We start from the raw sequence: 21,610 nt of genomic DNA on the forward strand, positions 1-21,610 counted from the left end.
GCTTGCCTGCATGGGCAAGCGGTCTTTTTTTAGACAGGCAAGGCGAAGCGGAAGCAGGCACCCGTTTCTGGTCTTTCCACCAGCGCAATATCGCTACCGTGTAGCTGCAGCATCTGGCGAACAATCATCAGCCCTAATCCACCGACTCTGACGTGTGACTGATTAACAATCGACGGGCGCACAAACAATCCCTCTTTCAGTTCCTGTGGGATGCCAGGTCCGCTATCGCTAATCTGCACCATCACTTTTTCGCCCTCTTTCCACAAACGTACCGCGACAATTCCCTGCTCTGGAGTGTGGCGAATCGCATTGTCGAGCAAGTTAGTCAGCACCCGCTCAATCATCCCCAAATCCGCATCAATTAACGGCAAACCAGGTTGAATATCGGCCACCAGTTGCAGCTGACGAGTTTGCGTCATGAGTTCGAATTTCTGGAAGACATCCTGCAACAGTTCACTCAGGCAGAAATGCTCTTTCTGCGGCTTCACCACGCCATATTCCAGACGCGCCAGCTCAAACAATGATTGTGCAAGAGTCCGTACTTTCTGGCTCTGCGCTAAAGCGATTTCCAGATACCGTTTTTTCTCGGCTTCTGAAAGTGTTGCAGACATAACCGATAAACTTTCCAGATAACCGTGAAGTGAGGTTAACGGAGTGCGCAGGTCATGAGAAATATTGGCGATAAACTCACGACGCAACTGGTCTTGCTGCGAAAGGCGGTGCCATTGTTCCGAAATCCGCCGCGCCATCATGATAACCCCCTGGCGTAACAGGCTAATTTCATCATTGCTCTGTATTTTTTCGGAAGGCAGCGCGGCCATAGCCTGCATTTCTGCCATTCCGCCGGTTTCCAGCGCATTAACCTGGCGTGAAAGCGAGCGCAGTGGCCGGGTAATCCAGCGAAATGCCAGCCCCCCAACAATCAACCCCAATAACGCAACCAGGCTGATGGAAAGCAGAACCACTTTAAATAGCGTATTCGACTGCGCGTCACTGGCGAGCGCATTGTAATTTTCACCGAGCAAAATGACATACAGATAGCCTTTTACCTGCCCGTTTTGCCGCATCGGTGCCACGCTAAACACTTTCTTACCATCAATACTGCGCGGATCGTCACCGTAGATCGGATACTGCCGATCGTTAAGTGCTGACTGGATCGGATCCAGATCGACTTGATGGCGTTTAATATGATCCGGTGGCGCGGCATCACCAATGATATTGCCTTTCTCATCCAACAGATAAACTTCAACGCTTGGGTTTACCGTCATGAGATGATCAAACAGCGTGCGCACAGAATCATTATTCAGGCCATCTTGCCCAAGCAGCGGGTAGCTCTGGTTGATGTGTTCAGCCAGTGAGCCGGAAAGCTGTTGAATGACCGCCTGGCTATACTGCGTGCTGGTGCGAATTTGCAACCACCCCAGCAGGGAGCAAGAGGTGATGAGCAACAACGCAAAAACCAGAGTCAGGCGCTGTGAAAGAGTGAGTTTTCGCATGGTTTACTCGTGTCGCGGTGCGATGAATTTGTACCCTTTTCCCCACACAGTCAGAATGAATTCAGGCTCTGCGGGGTTATCTTCAATCTTGATGCGTAGCCGATTGATGTGCGTGTTTACCGTATGTTCATAACCTTCGTGTTGATAGCCCCAAACCTGGTTGAGCAAATTCAGCCGGGAGAAAACTTTGCCAGGGTGTTTGGCAAAAAACCACAGCAAGTCAAACTCGCGCGGCGTCAATTCAACAGGTTGTTCTCTGAGGCGCACATCTCGCGCCAGCGGGTCAATCGTAAGTCGGTCAAAAGTCAGTGTTCCTGCATCCTGCATCAGGTTCTGGCTCATCGCTTCCTGGCGGCGGAAAAGCGCTTTAACGCGTGCGACAAGTTCCAGCATCGAAAATGGCTTTGCCAGGTAATCATCGGCGCCAAGTTCCAACCCTAAAACCCGGTGTGTTTCACTGGATCGCGCGCTTATCATCACAATCGGCGTATAACGCGTCATGGTGCGAGCGTGGCGGCATATTTCCAGGCCATCAACACCAGGCAGCATGAGATCCAAAATCAGCGCATCCCAACCGCCCTGTTTCAGTAGTTCTAGCCCCAGAGTGCCGTCTGCTGCATGGACAATCTCATAGCCTTCTTCCCGCAAATGGAGTTGCAGAAGTTCAGCAATATTTTCGTCATCCTCGACGATTAATAACTTTTTGGGCTTCATCACTTCGCCTTTTATGCCTCTATTACAAGAAGTCTATACAACAAACGGGCGTGGAGTTATCACATTTAATTTAACTTTTCGTGAGACTTTGGCGAACAGATTTAGGCCACACTTATTTCAACGCAATAACCGGAAATAAAACGATGGATACTCCAACGTTTCAGGTTAAACCCATTATCGTACATCCGATGTGGTTGAGGATTTGCCACTGGCTGAATGCACTGGCGATGCTTGTCATGGTGGCAAGCGGATGGCGAATTTATAACGCCTCACCACTTTTTAATTTTACTTTTCCAGGCGAGTTAACCCTCGGTGGGTGGTTAGGCGGTGCGTTGCAGTGGCATTTTGCAGGAATGTGGCTGTTTGGCATAAATGGCGGGGCTTATCTGCTGATTAATATTTTTAGCGGACGCCTGAAACGCAAATTTTGGCCGCTGTCGCCACGCGAGTTGATAAAGGACTTTCTTGCTGCTCTACGTGGGAAGTTGGCCCATGCGGATCTCAACCACTACAACACCGTACAAAAACTGGCGTATCTGTTCGTGATGTTCGACGGGATCATTCTAGTTTGTTCAGGTCTGGTGGTGTGGAAATCAGTGCAGTTTCCACTATTACGCGAATTATTGGGTGGTTATGACAACGCGCGTTTTATTCATTTTTATGCCATGTCTGGAATGGTGGGGTTTGTCGTCATTCACCTGATTATGGTGGCGCTGGTGCCAAAAACTTTACTCGCCATGCTACGCGGACGATAAGGGAAAAAGATGAACAATAAAAATAAGCTTTTCTCTGACTCGGATAAAGCGGTCATTATTCACAATGCCACACAAGAAATTAATAAGCAGTTATCATCGGAAGGCCGCCGCCGTTTTTTAAAAAAAGGCTTAACGCTGGGTGGTTTGATGATGCTAACCGGTTGCGATATTAGTGATAATCAATCGGTAGAAAACACATTAAGCCGTATATCACGTTTTAATGATCGGGTGCAGGGCTGGTTATTTAATGCCAATGACTTGGCTCCGGTTTATCCAGAAAGCATGATGACACGGCCATTCCCCTTCAATGCTTTTTACAGTGAAGAGGAAGCACCTGTGGTTAATGGCGACGCATACCGCCTGGAAGTCACCGGTTTAGTGGCTGATAAACGCCCGTGGACACTCGCCCAACTGCACCAGATGGCTCAGGTCAGTCAGGTGACACGCCATATCTGCGTTGAAGGCTGGAGCGCCATTGGCAAGTGGGGAGGTGTGCCATTCTCGCTGTTTCTGAAAAGCATTGGTGCCGATTTAAATGCGCGTTATGTAAGCTTCAAATGCGCTGACGATTACTACACCAGTATTGATATGGCGACAGCGCTGCACCCACAAACCATTATTGCATTGACTTACGACGGTGAAATATTGCCGCGTAAATATGGTTTCCCCATGAAATTAAGAATGCCAACCAAGTTAGGTTATAAAAACCCAAAGCATATTTTAATTATGGAAGTCACCAATCGTTATCCCGGAGGTTATTGGGAGGATCAGGGATATAACTGGTTCGGCGGAAGTTAATACCCTTCATAATTCAAGCGGCAGATACGTTGACTGCCACACGAATTACTCTAATTTCACAAACCTAAGTAGTTAATTAAACGACGAGGATATAAAAAATGAAAAAGCTCTACACTGCCCTGATGTGCTCAGCATTATTCTTTGGCGTAACGGCTGCAAATGCTGCCGATAATATGGCTAAAGATAATATGGCCAAAGATAACATGGGGAAAATGTCCCATGACTGCTCTAAAGACAGTATGAAAAAAGACTGCATGTCGAAAGACCATATGTCAAAAGACCATATGTCAAAAGACGGTATGTCTAAGGATCATATGTCCAAAGACAAAATGTCTAAAGATAATATGGCTAAAGACGAGATGGGTAAAAAGTAATAACCCGAATAATGGCAGCTCACCGAAGCATTCAGGTGACTGCCATTGATCCTATTTGCCGCCCGCTAAATCCAGGAAACTTCCCGTTACGTAAGAGGCGTTATCGCTAAGCAACCAGGCGATGGCCTGTGCGACCTCTTCTGGCTGGCCACCACGTTTCATCGGCAAGAGATCTTTTACGCGATCGACTCTACCGGGTTCACCACCAGAAGCATGCATTTCGGTATAGATAAAACCTGGCCGTACGCCATTTACACGAATACCCTGCGCTGCAACCTCCACAGAAAGCCCGGTGGTTAATGTGTCTACCGCACCTTTCGACGCCGCATAATCAACGTACTCACCCGGAGCACCTAAACGTGCCGCGGCAGACGAAACATTAACAATCGCGCCCCCCTTTCCACCGTGGCGAAACGCCATGCGTTTTACGGCCTCCCGGCAACAGAGGAAATAGCCAGTGACGTTGGTCGCCAGCACCCGATTGATACGTTCAGCGGTCAGTTCTTCAATGGTAGATTGCTGGAACAAAATGCCGGCGTTGTTGACCAGCGCGGTCACTGGCCCAAAAGCATTGTCGATTTCGGCGAACATCGCCATCACTTGCAGTTCATCGGCAATATCCGCTTTGATGGCAAGTGCCTTGCCGCTGTGCGCACGAATAATACTTACCACTTCATCAGCTGCTTGTTTGCTTTGCTGATAATTAATCACAACTTTGTAGCCAGCCTGTGCCAACAGGATAGCGGTCGCCCTACCTATGCCACGACTTGCGCCCGTCACCAAAACCACGCCCATTTTGCCTCCTGATCTACAGATAAAACAAAGGGCACCGAAGCGCCCTTAAGAGTGTATCGCGTGATAAATGTTACTGATATTCACTCATTGGCACACAAGAACAGAACAGATTGCGGTCGCCATATACATCATCCAGACGTTTCACAGTTGGCCAATATTTATTGCTATGGCCTACCGGGAACACCGCCAGTTCGCGGGTATATGCATGCGTCCAGTCAGCAACAATTTCGTCCTGCGTGTGCGGCGCGTTAACCAGCGGGTTATCTTCCAGCGGCCATTCACCACGCGCAACACGGTCGATTTCAGTGCGGATTGTCAGCATCGCATCGATAAAACGATCCAGTTCCAGTTTGCTTTCAGATTCCGTTGGCTCAACCATCAGCGTACCCGCAACCGGGAACGACATAGTCGGTGCATGGAAGCCGAAATCAATCAGGCGCTTGGCAATATCCAGCTCACTAATGCCGGTCTCTTCTTTCAGTGGGCGAATGTCGAGAATACATTCATGCGCCACATGGCCGCTGCGCCCGGTGTACAGAATCGGGAATGCCGATTTCAGGCGAGTCGCAATATAGTTCGCATTCAGAATGGCGACCTGACTGGCCTTCTTCAGCCCCTGCGCACCCATCATGCGGATGTACATCCAGCTGATTGGCAAAATTGATGCGCTACCAAACGGCGCTGCGGAAACCGCACCCTGCTGGGTCAACATCTCTTCAATTTGCACCACGCTGTGGCCTGGTACGAACGGAGCCAGGTGCGCTTTCACGCCAATTGGACCCATACCTGGGCCGCCACCACCGTGTGGAATGCAGAAGGTTTTGTGCAGGTTAAGGTGCGAAACATCCGCGCCGATATATCCCGGAGAAGTAATCCCCACCTGTGCGTTCATGTTTGCGCCATCCAGGTAAACCTGGCCGCCAAACTGATGAACGATCTGGCACACTTCGCGGATAGTCTCTTCATACACGCCGTGGGTGGATGGGTAAGTGACCATGATACAAGACAGCGCATCGCCCGCTTGTTCTGCTTTCAGACGCAGATCGTGCAGATCGATGTTGCCTTGTTTATCACAGGCCACCACCACCACTTCCATGCCCGCCATTTGCGCTGACGCCGGGTTAGTCCCGTGCGCAGAGCTTGGGATCAGGCACAGATTACGGCTGCCTTCATTGCGGCTTTCGTGGTAGCGACGAATCGCCAGCAGGCCCGCATATTCGCCCTGCGCACCTGAGTTTGGCTGCATGCAAAGCGCGTCGTAACCGGTCAGTTTCACCAGCCAGTCAGACAGCTGGGAAATCATCTGGTGATAACCTTCTGCCTGGTTTGCCGGGCAGAACGGATGCAATTCTGAGAATTCAGGCCAGGTAATTGGGATCATCTCAGCGGCAGCATTCAGCTTCATGGTGCACGAACCTAGCGGGATCATCGCCTGGTTGAGCGCCAGATCTTTGCGCTCAAGCGAATGCATATAACGCATCATTTCGGTTTCGCTGTGATAGCGATTAAACACCGGATGCGTCAGGAATTCGTCAGTACGCAGCATACCCGTTGGGATCGACAGGCTATCGCCCGCTACGTTTTGGTCTAATTTGTCGATATCCAGGCCGTGGTTGTCACCCAGCAATACAGTGAACAACGCCTGCACATCTTCACGAGTGGTAGCTTCATCAAGCGTGATGCCAACTGCATTGAGAATGTCGCTACGCAGGTTGATTTCATTAGCTTCAGCACGCGCCAGAATCGCGCCTTTATCGGCCACTTCTACACACAGGGTATCGAACCAGTGTTTATGGCGCAGCACGAGGCCTTTTTGTTGCAAACCAGCCGCCAGAATATCGGCCAGGCGGTGGATGCGTCCAGCAATGCGTTTCAGGCCAGCCGGGCCGTGGAACACCGCATACAGGCTCGCGATGTTCGCCAGCAGAACCTGAGACGTGCAAATGTTGGAGTTGGCTTTCTCGCGGCGGATATGTTGCTCGCGAGTTTGCATCGCCATGCGCAGCGCAGTGCGGCCTGCCGCATCGCGGGAAACGCCGATAATGCGACCTGGCATAGAACGTTTGAATTCGTCTCGTGCTGCAAAGAATGCAGCATGTGGGCCGCCGTAGCCCATTGGTACACCGAAACGCTGTGCGGAACCAAACACGATGTCGGCACCTTGTTTGCCAGGCGCAGTCAGCAGAACCAGCGTCATAAAGTCAGCGGCAACACTCACGATGACTTTGCGTTGTTTCAGCTCAACAATCAAAGCGCTGTAATCATGCACTTCGCCAGTAGTACCCACTTGTTGCAGCAGCACACCGAACACGTCCTGGTGATCCAGCACTTTCGCAGCGTCGTCAACAATCACGTCAAAGCCAAAGGTTTCAGCACGGGTGCGCACCACATCCAGCGTTTGCGGGTGTACGTCAGCGGCAACAAAGAAGCGATTGGCGTTTTTCAGTTTGCTAACGCGCTTAGCCATAGCCATGGCTTCGGCTGCGGCGGTGGCTTCATCCAGCAAAGAAGCAGAGGCGATATCAAGACCCGTCAGGTCCAGCGTCACTTGCTGGAAGTTAAGCAGTGCTTCAAGACGGCCTTGTGATACTTCAGGCTGATACGGCGTGTACGCGGTATACCAGCCTGGATTTTCCAGCATGTTACGTAGAATCACCGGGGGAGTTTGCACCGCGGTGTAGCCCATGCCGATATACGTTTTAAAACGTTTGTTGCGGCTGGCAATGGTCTTTAATTCAGCCAGGGCCGCGAATTCGGTTGCAGCCTCACCCACCTGTGGTGGCTCGGCAAGCTGGATATCAGCCGGAACGATTGAAGCAATCAGCTCGTTTAACGAACGAGCGCCCACCGCCTCCAGCATTTCGTGTTGCTGCTGTGCGTCTGGTCCAATGTGACGGTCGATAAACGCTTCGTGATTTTCAAGCTGACGTAAAGACTGGGTCATGAGCGGTGATTCCTGAAACATGTGGGGCTTTAGCGGTGGATGGCACTACGTTTATCCACCCTACAAAACCGGGCTGGTACAGCTCACCCGAATAATTCCGATTCCCAAAATCATTTGTGTTGCTGCCAGGCGGCAAGTGAAAACATCCCCAGGAGCGTACATAAGTACGTGACTGGGGTGTTTGAGCTACGCCAACACCCCAGCAACACGAAGGATGAAGGGAATTTACTCGTCTTCTAGCAGCGCTTCGTACGCAGTCGCATCCAGCAAACCGTCCAGTTCGGACTCGTCGCTGGCTTTGATCTTAAAGATCCAACCTGCCGCGTATGGCTCGCTGTTGATAAGCTCGGGCGCATCGCTGAGTGCATCGTTTACAGCGATGATTTCACCGCTGATTGGCGCGTAAATATCAGAAGCCGCTTTGACAGATTCGGCAACGGCGCAATCATCACCGGTGCTCACTGTTGCGCCCACTTCTGGCAGGTCGACAAACACCATATCGCCCAGCAGCTCTTGCGCGTGTTCAGTGATACCAACGGTGTAAGTACCATCAGCTTCTTTACGCAGCCATTCGTGTTCTTTGCTGTATTTCAATTCGTTAGGAACATTGCTCATTGTTTTTCTCCTGATTTCAAATTCACTGCGCGACAGCTTTACCGCCGCGAACAAAAATAGGTTTCGTCACTTTAACGGGCATTTCACGGTTACGGATTTGCACAATGGCGGTTTCGCCGATACCTGCCGGAACACGCGCCAGCGCAATGCTGTAACCTAACGTCGGCGAGAAGGTCCCGCTGGTGATGACGCCTTCGCAGATGTTGCCTAATTCATCAGTAAAGCGAACAGGCAGCTCATTACGTAATACGCCTTTCTCGGTCATGATCAAACCCACGAGCTGATCGGTGCCTTTCTCACGCTGGCTCTCCAGGGCTTCACGACCAATAAAATCACGGTCTTCCGGTTGCCAGGCGATAGTCCAACCCATATTGGCAGCCAGTGGAGAAACACTCTCGTCCATTTCCTGGCTATACAGGTTCATACCGGATTCCAGACGCAGCGTGTCACGCGCGCCAAGCCCGCAAGGTTTCACGCCAATCTCGACCAGCTGCGCCCAAAATTCGGCAGCTTTTTCGTTTGGCATCGCAATTTCGTAGCCCGCTTCACCGGTATAACCGGTGGTCGCAATAAACAGATCACCCGCTTGAACACCGAAGAATGGCTTCATACCAGCAACCGCTTGGCGTTGCTCTTCGGTAAACAGCTGCGCGGCTTTTGCCTGAGCGTTTGGGCCTTGTACGGCAATCAGCGACAAGTCATCACGCACGGTAACGGAGACAGAGAACGGTTCGGCGTGTTGGTTAATCCAGGCCAAATCTTTTTCACGGGTGGCAGAGTTCACCACCAGGCGGAAGAAGTCTTCGGTCTGGAAATAGATAATCAGGTCATCGATAACACCGCCGGAGGCATTAAGCATGGCGGTGTAGAGGGCTTTACCCGGTTGGGTGAGTTTGGCTACGTCATTGGCGACGAGATAACGCAAGAATTCGCGGGTACGGCTGCCTTTCAGGTCAACGATGGTCATGTGGGAGACATCAAACATACCGGCATCGTTGCGCACTGCATGGTGCTCATCAATCTGCGAGCCATAATGCAATGGCATCATCCAGCCGTGGAAGTCCACCATGCGCGCACCGCAGAGATTGTGCTGTTCAAACAAAGGGGTCTTTTGAGTCATTTTTTCCTCTTTAACCATCTGGTTGAAAAGCGCATTTCGCTTTTCTTTTCTTCAGACGAAACCCAGCACCGCCTTCGATCCCGAGGGCGACGCAAACGTTACCTTTTGTCTGAAGTTACCACTGAATGGGGGAGTAAACCATAAGGCTAAAACCGTTATAGCATTAGCTTATGACCAAAATAGAAGGCGCAGCATGCAGAGTATTCGACTGGAAAAATGCGAGACGCTACGCATAAATAAGAAGTGTTTAAGTCAGAATTTAGCGTTAGCTAACATTTACGACCATTTCAGAAACAAATTCACTACAACGCCAAAAACGTGGGATGAGAAAAAGTAATCCGAAATAACAGGTGAGATTAGAATTTTTCAAATGAGAGAAGGTGATCGTTATCACACCGAATGCTCTAAATAATTCGAGCTGCAGCAAGGCGGCCAACTTGGCTATCCCCGGAAGCTTACTAAAGTAAGTGACTGGGGTAACTGAGTGCAGACAACGCCGTTGCAGCTTGAAGTATGACGAACATTTATCTTAACCAGTCTGGAAGATCGTGTAGACCCATCGCCTGACGAACTAATTGCGGTTTCACGCCTGGAAGGGTATCGGCCAGTTTCAGGCCAATATCGCGCAGCAGTTTCTTCGCCGGATTGCTTCCGGCAAACAAATCACGGAAGCCCTGCATGCTAGCAAGCATCATTGCCGCACTGTGCTTACGGCTGCGCTCGTAGCGGCGTAAATACATATGCTGCCCGATGTCTTTGCCCTGGCGATGCAGACGACGCACTTCATCAATCAGTTCAGCGGCGTCCATAAAGCCCAGGTTCACGCCCTGTCCGGCAAGCGGATGGATAGTGTGTGCCGCATCGCCAACCAATGCCAGACGGTGGGCGGCAAAATTGCGGGCATAGCGGCCAGTCAGCGGGAAAACCTGACGCTCACTTGCAACGCTGCACAAACCCAGGCGCATATTGAAGGCCACGCTGAGCGCCTGGTTAAATTCTTCGGCTGTCGCCTGCTGCAAACGCTCTGCTTCAAGCGGCGGTAATGACCAGACAATGGAGCACAAATGCGGGTCGCTTAATGGCAAGAAAGCCAGGATCCCGTCGCCATGAAACACCTGGCGAGCCACCGCTTGATGGGGTTCAGCGGTGCGAATAGTTGCCACCAGCGCATGGTGTTTATAATCCCAAAAAGTGAGCGGGATATCGGCCTGGTTGCGCAGCCAGGAGTTGGCACCATCAGCCCCGACGACCAGCCGTGCGGTCAGCATGGCACCATCTTTAAGGGTAATGAATGCTTCGTTTTCGCCCCAGGCAACTTGCTGCAATTCAACCGGGGACATCAAAGTGATATCACTGCACTGTTCGGCGCGTTGCCACAATGCATGGTGAATCACCGCATTTTCGATAATGTGGCCAAGATGGCTGAAACCAAAGGATTTATCATCAAACGCGATATGCCCGAAGCTGTCTTGATCCCACACTTCCATGCCGTGATAGCAACTGGCACGCTGGGAAATAATTTTCGGCCAGGCGCCAAGGTGAGTCAGCAGTTTTTCGCTGGCGGCATTGATGGCCGAAACGCGCAAAGCGGGTGCAGATTCAGGTACCAGCGGCTGTGGGAGATGGTTCTCCAGCACCGCAACACGCAAGCCACTGCCTTGCAGACCACAGGCAACCGCCAGTCCAACCATGCCACCACCAACAATCGCCACATCAACGCTTTGCAAATTGACTCTCCTTAAAAACCTGTTTTAACGTGCAACCAAACCGAGGGTACGCATAGCCAGCAAATCACGTGCCGGAGTAAAATGTTCCATCGCCATCAGCCCGAGATTGCGCCCCACGACAAGCGGAGCCCAATGGTTAGCAAACAGCTGCACCAGGCCATCGGTCACACCAATGGTGGCAATTTTGTCTTCATGGCGGCGCTGCTGATATTCAGCCAAAACGCCATAGCCGCCAATATCCTGAGATGCTTCATGTGCCACCGCCAGGTTTTCAGCCAGCGACATCACATCGCGCAAACCCAGGTTAAAGCCCTGCCCGGCAATCGGATGCAGCGTTTGCGCAGCATTGCCCACCAGCACAACACGGTGAGAAACCGACTGCGTGGCCGTGGTTAATACCAGAGGATATTGCGCACGCGCACCTGCATGGGTGATGCGCCCAAGCCGCCAGCCAAATGCGCGTTGCAGTTCATTGCAGAACCGCTCGTCATCCCACTGCGCAATGCCAGCCTGAGCCGCCAGAGGATGGCACCAGACCAGCGAACAGCGCCCATCAGACATCGGTAACATTGCCAGCGGCCCATGCTCGGTAAAACGCTCAAAAGCACGACCATTATGGGGCTGCGATGTGGTGATGTTGGCAATAACCGCCACTTGCTGATAAGCCTGCTGCTGCCAGGTCATGCCACACTGCGCACCAAGCTGGGAGCGAGAACCATCTGCAGCCACCAACAATTGGCCTTCAATGCATTCGCCATTATCGAGCTTAACGCTCACTTTATCGGTTTCACGAGTAAAGGACGCGACACGCTGCGGGCAATGCAACGTCACGCCAGGCGCTTTGCGTAACAACGCAAATAACCGCAGCCCAACATCATGCAGTTCGACCACTTGCCCCAGTGCAGGAATCTGATAATCCTGCGCTTCCAGCGTAACAAAACCGGCATGCCCGCGATCGCTGACATGAACAGTTGTAATCGCCGTCGCGCAGTCCTGAATGGCAGGCCACACCCCGATGCGTGTTAATTGCTGGCACGTCCCTTGCGCAATGGCGATGGCTCGCGCATCAAAACCAGGATGCGCCGCACAGTTAGGTGCTGCCGCTTCAATCAGATGAACCGGCAACTTTCCGTGGGTCAAATGCGATATAGCTAGCGCGAGCGTCGCACCCGCCATACCGCCACCGACAATAATCACGCTCATGAGTGCCGTGCCGCCGCCATTAACGCTTCAATGTCATCCGCCGATTTCACCACGCTTGCCGTCAGGTTTTCGTTACCGTCAGCGGTGATGAGAATATCGTCTTCGATACGAATACCGATACCACGGTACTCAGCGGGCACATCGGCATCTGGCGCAATATACAAACCAGGTTCAACGGTAATCACCATGCCAGGTTCAAGCAAGCGTGAGCGGTCTTTACCGTAATGACCGACGTCATGCACATCCAGTCCCAGCCAATGGCTCAGGCCATGCATAAAGAATGGACGATGGGCGTTATCAGTAATCAGCTGGTCAACATCGCCTTTGAGAATCCCAAGGTTGACCAGGCCGTTAACCATAATGCGTACCACCTGCGTGGTGACTTCTTGCATTGAGGTGCCCGGGCGGTAGAGCTGGAGAGCGGTTTCCAGTGACTCAAGAACGATGTCGTAAATCGCCCGTTGAGGTGCGCTAAATTTACCGTTCACCGGGAAGGTGCGGGTAATGTCACCGGCATAACCTTTGTATTCGCAACCGGCGTCGATCAGCACCAAATCGCCATCACGCATTTGGCTTTCATTTTCGGTGTAATGCAAAATGCAGCCGTTTTCGCCGCTGCCAACAATGGTGTTGTAAGACGGGAAGCGCGCACCGTGGCGGTTAAATTCGTGAAGAATTTCGCCTTCGAGCTGGTATTCAAACATCCCCGGACGGCATTTTTCCATCGCACGGGTGTGCCCGAGTGCCGTGATTTCCCCGGCGCGGCGCATGGCGACTATCTCTTCTTCCGACTTAAACAGGCGCTGCTCGTGAACCCACGGACGCCAGTCGGTCAATGTCGCGGGGGCGGCAAGATTCTGGCGCGAGCCACGGCGCAGTATATCAAGGGCGGCAAAAACGATGGTGTCAGCGTAAGCGTGTTCGCCCTGCGCGTGATAGACAACATCGAGACCATTGAGCAACTGCTGCAGTTGCTCATCAATTTCGGAAAATGCCAGCGCACGGTCAACGCCCAGTTTCTCGGGTGCCGCTTCCTGGCCAAGGCGACGCCCAAACCAAATTTCTGCGGTTTTATCGCGCAGGCGATTGAACAGCACGCTGTGATTATGGGTTTCGTCGCTTTTAATCAGCACCAATACCGCTTCCGGTTCATTGAAACCCGTGAAGTACCAGAAATCGCTATTCTGGCGATACGGGTACTCACTGTCGGCACTGCGTGTTACCTCGGGAGCGGCAAAGATGAGCGCGGCGCTTGCCGGTACCATTTTGGCTAACAACGCCTGACGGCGCCGGAGAAATTCGTGCTGATTCATCACACCTCCTGAAGCTAATAATGATTAATGCAGAGTGGGTTTTTGCACTTCTGGCGCGGTCGGAACCTGGCGCGTGAAGGTGTCGTGGCACAACAATGCCGCAACGCGCACATACTCGATAATCTCTTCGAGTGACATTTCCAACTCTTCTTGATCTTCATCCTCGTCGTAGCCCAATTGCGCAATGTTGCGCAGATCGTCGATAGCTTCCCCGGTTTCGCCGGTGACTTTATCGAGCTTAGGCTGCGTTACGCCAAGGCCCAGCAGGAAGTGGTTTACCCAACCCGCCAGTTCGTCGGCACGCTGGAATACGGTAACGTCGTCGCCATCGGGCAGGTAAAGCTGGAACAGGAAACCGTCATCTTCCAGCGAATCGCTCGTTGCACCGTGCATCTGGCGCAATGTGTCGGCAAGGTTTTGACCAAAGGCCAGCCCTTCGTTTGTCAGGTCGTGTAGCTGTGGCTGCCAGCTGGTATCTTTGTTGCCACCGCACAGCATACCGCTAATCAAGCCGTGCATTTCAGAGGCCGTCAGGCCCACACCTTGTTGGTTCAATAGTTGGCCGACTAAGTCGTAGTCAGGCATAGTGTTCTGTATAGACATGCGCATTCGCCATCGTTGGCAGGGATAGTTCATGTTATGCTACCACCAGGGACCCCAAGGCACCAGAAAAGGGCTTGTATCTTCATTTCGGGATAGCTATAGTGACGCCCCTTTCGTAGCCTGGCACAGGTTAGCGAGAGGCAGGCGAGTTAACAGCAGGAAGGTGGCATGTCTGCACAACCAGTCGATATCCAAATTTTCGGTCGTTCATTGCGCGTGAATTGTCCGCCTGAACAACAGGATGCACTGAATCTTGCAGCCGAAGAGCTTAATCAGCGGTTGCAAGATTTAAAAGTTCGCACTAGAGTCACAAATACTGAGCAGTTAGTTTTCATCGCAGCACTGAACATTTGCTACGAACTGGCTCAGGAAAAATCGAAAACCCGCGACTACGCTTCCAATATGGAAGAACGTATTCGGATGTTACAGCAGACCATCGAACAAGCGTTGCTTGAGCAAGGTCGCATAACAGAAAGACAGGGTCCAAATTTTGAATAACACTTCACAGTTACCTATGGTAGAGTGACTTTGAAGACCAAATTTCTCTGAGATGTTTGCATGCGGGCCAGTCCCCTGAGCCGATATTTCATACCACAAGAGTGTGGTGATCCAGATTCTGTGAGCATGCTCGGTCCGTCCGAGAAGCCTGATGATTCTGACGCTGCACTCACCTTGAACCAAGGGTTCAAGGGTTACAGCCTGCGGCGGCATCTCGGAGATTCCCTCTTTCTACCAAATTAGTCATCACCATGACGAAAATTCAGCTAATCCCATCGCTTCGCTCAGAAATCCGACAACACATTCGGCAACGACGCCGTGCACTCACGCCAACTGAACAACACCATTTTGCTGAACTTGCCGCTGTGCGCATGCTTGCTTATGAGCCCATTGCGAAAGCTGCGACGGTCGCGGTGTTTTTGTCGTTTGACGGTGAGCTGGATACCACGCCACTGATACGCGCCTTATGGCTCGCGGGAAAAACCGTTTACCTGCCCGTCCTGCATCCCTTTAGTAAAGGCAATTTGCTGTTCCTGCGTTATGCCGAGGATAGCCATCTGGTGATGAATCGTCTGAAAATCCTTGAGCCTAAACTTAATGTGCGTGACGTGCTGCCGCTAGATAAACTGGATGTGCTGATTACGCCGCTGGTCGCGTTCGACGAACAAGGGCAGAGGCTGGGAATGGGTGGCGGCTTTTACGACCGTACGTTGCAGAACTGGCAGCACCATGGCTTGTGGCCGGTTGGGCTGGCACACGATTGCCAGCACGTTCCGGCGTTACCTGCGCAAGAGTGGGATATCCCGCTGCCTGCGGTGGTCACGCCATCGTGTATCTGGCAGTGGTAAACTCAGGCTACACGCAGTTTCAGTAACTGCTTTGTGTGCCAGTATTGCAGTATCAAAACCGTAAACAACGCACCGAGAAGCGCACAAAACATATCTGATTGCGTGTCCCAGACATCGCCCTGCGTACCCAAAAACTCATCTGCACCCTGCCCTAATGACAACGCCGCCGCCCATTCAATGAGTTCATACAATGCACTGATGGCGAGCGCTACGCAGCAGACCAGAAACGCGACCATTTTACGCCCACGGACATAGCCACCACGAATCAGGATTTCCCGTGCAGCTAGAGCCGGAACCAGTCCCTGGAAGAAATGGCCGAGTTTGTCATACGGGTTGCGGCTCAGGCCGAACCATTCCTGCACATCAAAGCCAATGGGTACTTTCGCGTATGTATACAAACCGCCGACCATCAAAATAATGGCGTGGAAGAAAATCAGCGTATACAGAAGCGGAGTCAGCGGGTAGCGAGCGTGAGTCGCTAAAAGCAGAGGGACGAGAATAATGACCGGCGTGACTTCCATCAGCCAGGTAAGCCTGTCTGCGGTGCTAAGGCCCGTATAGATGAGAATCAACAGCAGTATAAAGGCACCGGATTTTAAGAATGTACTGGTCATGTTGTTTCGCCGCCTGGCTAAAAGCGTAACTATCAGTGGGACAGGCTAAAAAAACAACTTAGGAAAAGGACTTTAAGAAAAAACAGGAGCCCATGCAGGCTCCCGTAGATTTGAGATTAGTAAAGCAGACGGGCGCGAATAGTGCCTGGAATCGCCTTCATAGATTTCAGTGCAGCTTCAGCAACATCTTCTTCAGCGTCCACATCAATAACCACATAACCCATTTGCGGCGTTGTTTGCAGGTACTGAGCGGCGATGTTGATGCCCTGGTCGGCAAAAATCTGGTTAAGCGCGGTCAAAATCCCCGGGCGGTTTTCGTGAATGTGCAGTAAACGGCTGGTGCTTCCACCGTGCAATGGCAGGGAAACCTCAGGGAAGTTCACAGCAGACAATGTGGAACCGTTGTCAGAGTATTTCGCCAGCTTGCCAGCCACTTCCAGACCGATGTTTTCCTGCGCCTCCTGAGTAGAACCGCCGATGTGCGGAGTCAGGATCACGTTATCAAATTCACACAGTGGTGAGTTAAACGGATCGCTGTTCGTCGCAGGCTCAGTTGGGAACACATCGATTGCCGCGCCAGACAGATGCTTACGTGCTAAAGCATCACACAGGGCAGGAATATCCACCACAGTGCCACGTGCGTCATTGATAAGCAGCGCGCCTGGCTTCATTAATGCCAGTTCATTGGCACCAATCATATTTTTGGTGGAGGCGTTTTCAGGCACATGCAGGCTGACTACGTCGCTCATATTGAGCAAATCAGACAAGTGCTGCACCTGAGTGGCATTGCCTAACGGCAGTTTGTTTTCGATATCGTAGAAGAAGACGTTCATGCCAAGCGCTTCAGCCAAAATACCCAACTGAGTCCCGATATGGCCGTAACCAATGATGCCGAGTTTCTTGCCGCGCGCTTCATAAGAACCCACAGCCACTTTATTCCACACACCACGATGTGCTTTAGCATTAGCTTCTGGCACACCACGAATCAGCAGCAACAGTTGGCCAATAACCAGTTCAGCAACAGAACGCGTGTTGGAGAACGGAGCATTAAACACTGGCACGCCGCGTTTAGCCGCAGCATTCAGGTCAACCTGGTTAGTACCGATGCAGAAACAACCCACCGCCACCAGCTTTTCAGCAGCAGCCAGAACATCTTCAGTTAAGTTAGTGCGGGAACGCAGACCAATGAAATGCGCATCACGGATCGACTCTTTCAGGGCTTCGCTGTCCAGCGCGCCTTTATGGTATTCGATGTTGGTATAGCCTGCTGCGCGAAGGTTATCCACGGCTTTCTGGTGTACGCCTTCCACCAGCAGGAATTTAATCTTGTCTTTATCCAGTGATACTTTTGCCATTTCCCGACCCTATTTTTAGAACTGATGTTGTGCTGTGTGATAAGACACCCTTCTGCCAAAATATCAAAAATTACGGGCGGGGCAATATAAACGATTGCGCAGGCATCTCGTCAGAAAAGGAATAAGGCGTATAGGGCAGCAGAAAATGCTAATCAGGGAAGATAACCAGGAATGAAAAGTAGACAGTTGTTAATAATGTGACATATGTCACCAAATTTAGCGTTAGATTATTTTGTCATTTTTTATTCATTTTAAGGGGCGCTACTGCGCCCCGGTCATATCATTTCACAATGGTTTTCACGCCATCGGCAGTACCAATCAAAGCCACATCCGCACCACGGTTAGCAAAGAGGCCAACCGTCACGACACCAGGGATGCCGTTAATCGCATTTTCAAGTGCGATTGGCTCGGCAATGCTCAGGCCATAAACATCAAGAATGATGTTGCCGTTATCGGTCACCACACCCTGGCGGTATTCAGGGCGGCCGCCCAGTTTGACCAGTTGGCGAGCCACACAACTACGCGCCATTGGAATCACTTCAACTGGCAGCGGGAAATTACCGAGTATACCCACCTGCTTAGACGTATCAGCGATACAGATAAACTTTTCCGCCACAGACGCGATGATTTTTTCGCGGGTCAGAGCGGCGCCACCGCCTTTGATCATTTGCATCTGGCCGTTGATCTCATCTGCGCCATCAACGTAGATGCCCAGTGAGTCAACTTCGTTAAGATCAAAAACAGTTATACCAAGGCTTTTCAGTTTGGCGGTGGAAGCGTCGGAGCTTGAAACAGCACCATCAATCTGATGTTTGATAGTCCCGAGAGCATCAATAAAGTGTGCGGCCGTTGAGCCGGTACCCACACCAACGATCGTGCCTGGTTGCACGTATTGTAATGCTGCCCAGCCGACTGCTTTTTTCAGTTCATCCTGCGTCATGGTTTTTTGCCTGTGTGCTATGAAAACTGACGCGCATTATAGTGCAAGCGCCATGAGATTGTCCCCGTGAATGGCTGAACTCATCCGATCTTTGTGGTTTTGGTCTGGATCGAGTGCAAATTTATGTCATAGTGCTGGGATAACAAAAACAGGAGTCAGCTAACAACAATGAAACGCCCGGACTATAGAACACTACAGGCGCTGGATGCAGTTATTCGTGAACGTGGTTTTGAGCGTGCGGCACAAAAGCTCTGCATCACTCAATCAGCCGTTTCACAACGTATCAAGCAACTGGAAAATATGTTCGGCCAGCCATTGTTAGTGCGCACCGTGCCTCCTCGTCCAACCGAACAAGGACAAAAGCTATTGGCGTTATTGCGCCAGGTGGAATTGCTTGAAGAAGAGTGGTTGGGCGATGAACAAACTGGTTCCACACCACTACTGCTGTCTCTTGCGGTCAACGCCGACAGTCTGGCAACCTGGTTGCTGCCAGCGCTCGCGCCTGTGCTTGCCGACTCCCCTATCCGCCTGAATCTTCAGGTGGAAGATGAAACCCGAACACAAGAACGCCTGCGTCGTGGTGAAGTAGTCGGTGCGGTGTCCATTCAGCCACAGCCGCTGCCAAGCTGTCTGGTCGACAGACTGGGTGCGTTGGATTATTTGTTTGTCGGTTCAAAAGATTTTGCCGCGCGCTATTTCCCGAACGGCGTCACGCGTTCTGCCCTGCTAAAAGCCCCTGCTGTCGCGTTTGACCATCTCGACGATATGCACCAGGCGTTCTTGCAGCAAAACTTCGATTTGTCACCGGGCAGCGTACCGTGCCATATCGTTAACTCGTCAGAAGCCTTTGTGCAACTGGCTCGCCAGGGCACCACATGCTGCATGATTCCGCATCTGCAAATCGAAAGAGAGATTAATAGCGGTGAGCTGATTGACCTGACGCCAGGCCTGATGCAACGCCGTATGCTGTACTGGCACCGTTTTGCACCGGAAAGCCGCATGATGCGCAACGTTACCGACGCACTGCTGGAATACGGGCATAAAGTTCTACGACAGGACGCAGAATAGAAGAAGGCCGCTAATATTTAGCGGCCTTCTTGTTTTGTCGGATGACGATAACGCTTATCCGACCTACATTTTTGCAGTTTTATAGGGTGGATAAGCGCAAGCGCCATTCACCATTTATTGTGCAGACTGCTCGCTCTTAGCGCGTTCCAGCTCAAACACCACATCAACCTGGTCATCAAACTGAATAGTTTGCTGGTCGTAGGTATCCTGGGCTGAAACCGGCGCAGCCGCGTCAGCTTTCATCATCCGCACCATCGGCGCTGGCTGGTAGTTAGAGACATGGTAACGCACGCTATAAACTGGGCCCAACTTGCTGCTAAAGCCTTCGGCCAGCAGTTTAGCCTGGCGAACGGCATCGTCGATAGCGGCTTTACGCGCTTTGTCTTTGTATGATTCCGGGTTCGCAACACCCAGAGAAACAGAACGAATTTCGTTAAGACCTGCTTTTAATGCGCCATCAAGCAACTCGTTCATTTTGTCGAGTTTACGCAGCGTGACATCCACCTGACGCACGGCAATGTAGCCTTTAAGCTGCGTTTTACCATCCTTCAGATATTCATATTCTGGTTGAGTACGAAGATTGGCAGCATTGATGTCTTTCTTCTCGATGCCACTTTGCTGCAAGAATGTCAGGTATTGTGCAACACGATCGTCAGCTTGTTTTTTAGCTGATGCAGCATCTTTGGCTGATACATTGACTTCGATTGCGAGCTTAGCAATGTCAGGAACAGCATCCACGCTAGCGGTGCCGGATGTCACAACATGTGGGCCATTTGGCAACTCGTCGGCCAACGCCGGAACCGAACCTAATCCCACTAAAGCGGCTAATGCCAGGGTTTTAAACTTCACTGTAATTCCTCCATGCTACATTCCACTGTCATTACACCCGCAAAATACACGGACGTCTGGCAGCAAGCTTAGCCTGGAATGGTGACTTGTCTATCGGATTTACACCCAAAATAATTCGAGTTGCAGGCAGGCGGCGACGCAGTGAATCCCCAGGAGCTTACTCAAGTAAGTGACTGGGGTGAGCGAGGAAAGCCAACGCACATGCAACTTGAAGTATGACGGGTGATGGCTAATTAGCCATGAGTGAAGCAATATGGCGAACCCCATCTGACGCAAGTTGCAACGCGATAACCCACATCACCACGCCCACTACGCCATTGATAATCCGCTGAGCTTTCGCGGTGCGCAGACGTGGCGCAAGCCAGGCTGCGAGAAGAGCCAGACCATAAAACCATAGGATAGACGCACTCACGGTACCTAATGCAAACCAGCGCTTCGGTTCATCAGCCAGTTGCCCACCGAGACTCCCCAGTACAACAAAAGTATCCAGATAAACATGCGGATTAAGCCAGGTTACCGCCAGCACAGTGGCGATAATTTTCCAGCGCCCCTGCTTCATCACTTCTGCTGAAGCCAGTGCTACGCTACTACTCATCGCGGTACGCAATGCGCCCCAGCCGTACCACAACAAAAATGCTACACCGCCCCACGTCACGATCGCCAGCAGCCATGGTGACTTCATCAAAAGCGCACTACCTCCAAAAACCCCACCGCAAATCAGCAGCACATCGCTTAAGGCGCAAAGCGAGGCGATCATCAAATGATACTGGCGGCGAATACCCTGGTTCATCACAAACGCATTTTGTGGGCCGAGCGGCAAGATTAACGCAGCGCCTAATGTAAGACCTTGAAAAAAGTAAGATAACACGATGATTCACTCTTTAATGTTTAGCAATTAAAGATGAGTTTAATGGGGAATAATTATTAGAGGAAATGGATAATTTTAATGGTTTATAAGTATTGCTAATGAAGAATAGGCCA

Annotated in this window: 21 protein-coding genes and 1 other RNA gene; 7 read left to right on the forward strand and 15 right to left on the reverse strand. The window is 51.4% G+C overall.

Annotated features, from left to right (window positions below; genetic code table 11):
* Positions 1-29: 29 nt before the first annotated feature.
* Together M977_RS07310 and M977_RS07315 are read right to left on the reverse strand one after the other, a co-directional pair.
* Complete coding sequence (locus tag M977_RS07310; RefSeq protein WP_064513604.1) at positions 30-1,496, reverse strand: sensor histidine kinase; 1,467 nt, start codon at positions 1,494-1,496, stop codon at positions 30-32.
* Positions 1,497-1,499: 3 nt separating this feature from the next.
* On the reverse strand, positions 1,500-2,213 hold the full coding sequence (locus tag M977_RS07315; protein WP_064513606.1) for a response regulator transcription factor: 714 nt from the start codon (positions 2,211-2,213) through the stop codon (positions 1,500-1,502).
* A 140-nt stretch (positions 2,214-2,353) separates the two neighbouring features.
* On the opposite strand from M977_RS07315, the gene M977_RS07320 reads away from it, so the two are divergent.
* From M977_RS07320 to M977_RS07330, 3 genes are all read left to right on the forward strand, one after another.
* Complete coding sequence (locus M977_RS07320) at positions 2,354-2,965, forward strand: cytochrome b/b6 domain-containing protein (RefSeq protein WP_064513608.1); 612 nt, start codon at positions 2,354-2,356, stop codon at positions 2,963-2,965.
* 9 nt (positions 2,966-2,974) lie between these two features.
* Entirely contained in the window at positions 2,975-3,763 is a 789-nt protein-coding gene (locus M977_RS07325) for a molybdopterin-dependent oxidoreductase (RefSeq protein ID WP_064513610.1), read from the forward strand.
* A 98-nt stretch (positions 3,764-3,861) separates the two neighbouring features.
* Positions 3,862-4,137 (forward strand): pentapeptide MXKDX repeat protein, encoded by a 276-nt coding sequence (locus tag M977_RS07330; RefSeq protein ID WP_064513612.1) that lies wholly within the window; start codon positions 3,862-3,864, stop codon positions 4,135-4,137.
* 51 nt (positions 4,138-4,188) lie between these two features.
* Here M977_RS07330 and M977_RS07335 read toward each other — a convergent pair whose 3' ends face one another.
* From M977_RS07335 to M977_RS07370, 8 genes are all read right to left on the reverse strand, one after another.
* On the reverse strand, positions 4,189-4,932 hold the full coding sequence (locus tag M977_RS07335) for an SDR family oxidoreductase (RefSeq protein WP_064513614.1): 744 nt from the start codon (positions 4,930-4,932) through the stop codon (positions 4,189-4,191).
* A gap of 70 nt (positions 4,933-5,002) precedes the next feature.
* On the reverse strand, positions 5,003-7,876 hold the full coding sequence (gcvP, locus tag M977_RS07340) for an aminomethyl-transferring glycine dehydrogenase (protein ID WP_064513616.1): 2,874 nt from the start codon (positions 7,874-7,876) through the stop codon (positions 5,003-5,005).
* 225 nt (positions 7,877-8,101) lie between these two features.
* Positions 8,102-8,491 (reverse strand): glycine cleavage system protein GcvH, encoded by a 390-nt coding sequence (gcvH, locus tag M977_RS07345; RefSeq protein WP_064513618.1) that lies wholly within the window; start codon positions 8,489-8,491, stop codon positions 8,102-8,104.
* 22 nt (positions 8,492-8,513) lie between these two features.
* Complete coding sequence (gene gcvT, locus M977_RS07350) at positions 8,514-9,611, reverse strand: glycine cleavage system aminomethyltransferase GcvT (RefSeq protein ID WP_064514197.1); 1,098 nt, start codon at positions 9,609-9,611, stop codon at positions 8,514-8,516.
* A gap of 524 nt (positions 9,612-10,135) precedes the next feature.
* Complete coding sequence (ubiI, locus tag M977_RS07355) at positions 10,136-11,338, reverse strand: FAD-dependent 2-octaprenylphenol hydroxylase (RefSeq protein WP_064513620.1); 1,203 nt, start codon at positions 11,336-11,338, stop codon at positions 10,136-10,138.
* A 24-nt stretch (positions 11,339-11,362) separates the two neighbouring features.
* Complete coding sequence (gene ubiH / locus M977_RS07360; RefSeq protein WP_064513622.1) at positions 11,363-12,541, reverse strand: 2-octaprenyl-6-methoxyphenyl hydroxylase; 1,179 nt, start codon at positions 12,539-12,541, stop codon at positions 11,363-11,365.
* Positions 12,538-13,854, reverse strand: coding sequence for a Xaa-Pro aminopeptidase (pepP, locus tag M977_RS07365; protein WP_064513624.1), 1,317 nt, complete (start codon positions 13,852-13,854; stop codon positions 12,538-12,540). Before pepP ends, ubiH begins: the two co-directional genes overlap by 4 nt.
* Positions 13,855-13,878: 24 nt before the next feature.
* Positions 13,879-14,457, reverse strand: coding sequence for a YecA/YgfB family protein (locus M977_RS07370; protein ID WP_134184585.1), 579 nt, complete (start codon positions 14,455-14,457; stop codon positions 13,879-13,881).
* A 168-nt stretch (positions 14,458-14,625) separates the two neighbouring features.
* Here M977_RS07370 and zapA point away from each other — a divergent pair, with 168 nt between their 5' ends.
* From zapA to M977_RS07385, 3 genes are all read left to right on the forward strand, one after another.
* The gene (zapA, locus tag M977_RS07375; RefSeq protein WP_034457736.1) at positions 14,626-14,955 is read left to right on the forward strand and encodes a cell division protein ZapA; all 330 of its coding nucleotides are present in this window, start codon (positions 14,626-14,628) and stop codon (positions 14,953-14,955) included.
* Positions 14,956-14,996: 41 nt separating this feature from the next.
* A non-coding RNA gene (ssrS, locus tag M977_RS07380) (6S RNA) lies at positions 14,997-15,180 on the forward strand.
* A gap of 26 nt (positions 15,181-15,206) precedes the next feature.
* Positions 15,207-15,803, forward strand: a complete 597-nt coding sequence (locus M977_RS07385) for a 5-formyltetrahydrofolate cyclo-ligase (protein ID WP_064513628.1) — start codon at positions 15,207-15,209, stop codon at positions 15,801-15,803.
* 2 nt (positions 15,804-15,805) lie between these two features.
* Here M977_RS07385 and M977_RS07390 read toward each other — a convergent pair whose 3' ends face one another.
* The 3 genes from M977_RS07390 to rpiA all read right to left on the reverse strand — a co-directional run bounded on the left by M977_RS07390 (position 15,806) and on the right by rpiA (position 18,712).
* Positions 15,806-16,417: a DUF2238 domain-containing protein gene (locus tag M977_RS07390; RefSeq protein WP_064513630.1), complete on the reverse strand. Its 612-nt coding sequence runs from the start codon at positions 16,415-16,417 to the stop codon at positions 15,806-15,808.
* Positions 16,418-16,533: 116 nt separating this feature from the next.
* On the reverse strand, positions 16,534-17,772 hold the full coding sequence (serA, locus tag M977_RS07395) for a phosphoglycerate dehydrogenase (RefSeq protein WP_064513632.1): 1,239 nt from the start codon (positions 17,770-17,772) through the stop codon (positions 16,534-16,536).
* A 280-nt stretch (positions 17,773-18,052) separates the two neighbouring features.
* Positions 18,053-18,712: a ribose-5-phosphate isomerase RpiA gene (rpiA, locus tag M977_RS07400; RefSeq protein ID WP_064513634.1), complete on the reverse strand. Its 660-nt coding sequence runs from the start codon at positions 18,710-18,712 to the stop codon at positions 18,053-18,055.
* 168 nt (positions 18,713-18,880) lie between these two features.
* Between rpiA and argP the strand changes: the two genes are divergently transcribed.
* Positions 18,881-19,780: a DNA-binding transcriptional regulator ArgP gene (gene argP / locus M977_RS07405; protein ID WP_064513636.1), complete on the forward strand. Its 900-nt coding sequence runs from the start codon at positions 18,881-18,883 to the stop codon at positions 19,778-19,780.
* A 114-nt stretch (positions 19,781-19,894) separates the two neighbouring features.
* Here argP and M977_RS07410 read toward each other — a convergent pair whose 3' ends face one another.
* A complete protein-coding gene (locus M977_RS07410) occupies positions 19,895-20,629 on the reverse strand; it encodes an oxidative stress defense protein (protein ID WP_064513638.1) in 735 nt (244 codons plus the stop codon).
* Between the two features lie 229 nt (positions 20,630-20,858).
* Positions 20,859-21,497 carry an arginine exporter ArgO gene (gene argO / locus M977_RS07415; protein WP_064513640.1) on the reverse strand — a complete coding sequence of 213 codons (639 nt, stop codon included), beginning with the start codon at positions 21,495-21,497 and terminating at the stop codon, positions 20,859-20,861.
* Between the last annotated feature and the right edge of the window lie 113 nt (positions 21,498-21,610).

The sequence above is a fragment of the Buttiauxella gaviniae ATCC 51604 genome, assembly GCF_001654835.1.
GTDB lineage: Bacteria > Pseudomonadota > Gammaproteobacteria > Enterobacterales > Enterobacteriaceae > Buttiauxella > Buttiauxella gaviniae.

What these genes read in the sequence shown, in the direction of transcription:
- gcvH (WP_064513618.1), bottom strand. Translation starts at nt 8,491, where the DNA reads ATGAGCAATGTTCCTAACGAATTGAAATACAGCAAAGAACACGAATGG.
- zapA (WP_034457736.1), top strand. Translation starts at nt 14,626, where the DNA reads ATGTCTGCACAACCAGTCGATATCCAAATTTTCGGTCGTTCATTGCGC.
- pepP (WP_064513624.1), bottom strand. Translation starts at nt 13,854, where the DNA reads ATGAATCAGCACGAATTTCTCCGGCGCCGTCAGGCGTTGTTAGCCAAA.
- M977_RS07335 (WP_064513614.1), bottom strand. Translation starts at nt 4,932, where the DNA reads ATGGGCGTGGTTTTGGTGACGGGCGCAAGTCGTGGCATAGGTAGGGCG.
- M977_RS07390 (WP_064513630.1), bottom strand. Translation starts at nt 16,417, where the DNA reads ATGACCAGTACATTCTTAAAATCCGGTGCCTTTATACTGCTGTTGATT.
- M977_RS07310 (WP_064513604.1), bottom strand. Translation starts at nt 1,496, where the DNA reads ATGCGAAAACTCACTCTTTCACAGCGCCTGACTCTGGTTTTTGCGTTG.
- gcvT (WP_064514197.1), bottom strand. Translation starts at nt 9,611, where the DNA reads ATGACTCAAAAGACCCCTTTGTTTGAACAGCACAATCTCTGCGGTGCG.
- M977_RS07330 (WP_064513612.1), top strand. Translation starts at nt 3,862, where the DNA reads ATGAAAAAGCTCTACACTGCCCTGATGTGCTCAGCATTATTCTTTGGC.
- M977_RS07320 (WP_064513608.1), top strand. Translation starts at nt 2,354, where the DNA reads ATGGATACTCCAACGTTTCAGGTTAAACCCATTATCGTACATCCGATG.
- argP (WP_064513636.1), top strand. Translation starts at nt 18,881, where the DNA reads ATGAAACGCCCGGACTATAGAACACTACAGGCGCTGGATGCAGTTATT.
- M977_RS07325 (WP_064513610.1), top strand. Translation starts at nt 2,975, where the DNA reads ATGAACAATAAAAATAAGCTTTTCTCTGACTCGGATAAAGCGGTCATT.
- rpiA (WP_064513634.1), bottom strand. Translation starts at nt 18,712, where the DNA reads ATGACGCAGGATGAACTGAAAAAAGCAGTCGGCTGGGCAGCATTACAA.
- serA (WP_064513632.1), bottom strand. Translation starts at nt 17,772, where the DNA reads ATGGCAAAAGTATCACTGGATAAAGACAAGATTAAATTCCTGCTGGTG.
- M977_RS07385 (WP_064513628.1), top strand. Translation starts at nt 15,207, where the DNA reads ATGACGAAAATTCAGCTAATCCCATCGCTTCGCTCAGAAATCCGACAA.
- M977_RS07370 (WP_134184585.1), bottom strand. Translation starts at nt 14,457, where the DNA reads ATGTCTATACAGAACACTATGCCTGACTACGACTTAGTCGGCCAACTA.
- gcvP (WP_064513616.1), bottom strand. Translation starts at nt 7,876, where the DNA reads ATGACCCAGTCTTTACGTCAGCTTGAAAATCACGAAGCGTTTATCGAC.
- ubiH (WP_064513622.1), bottom strand. Translation starts at nt 12,541, where the DNA reads ATGAGCGTGATTATTGTCGGTGGCGGTATGGCGGGTGCGACGCTCGCG.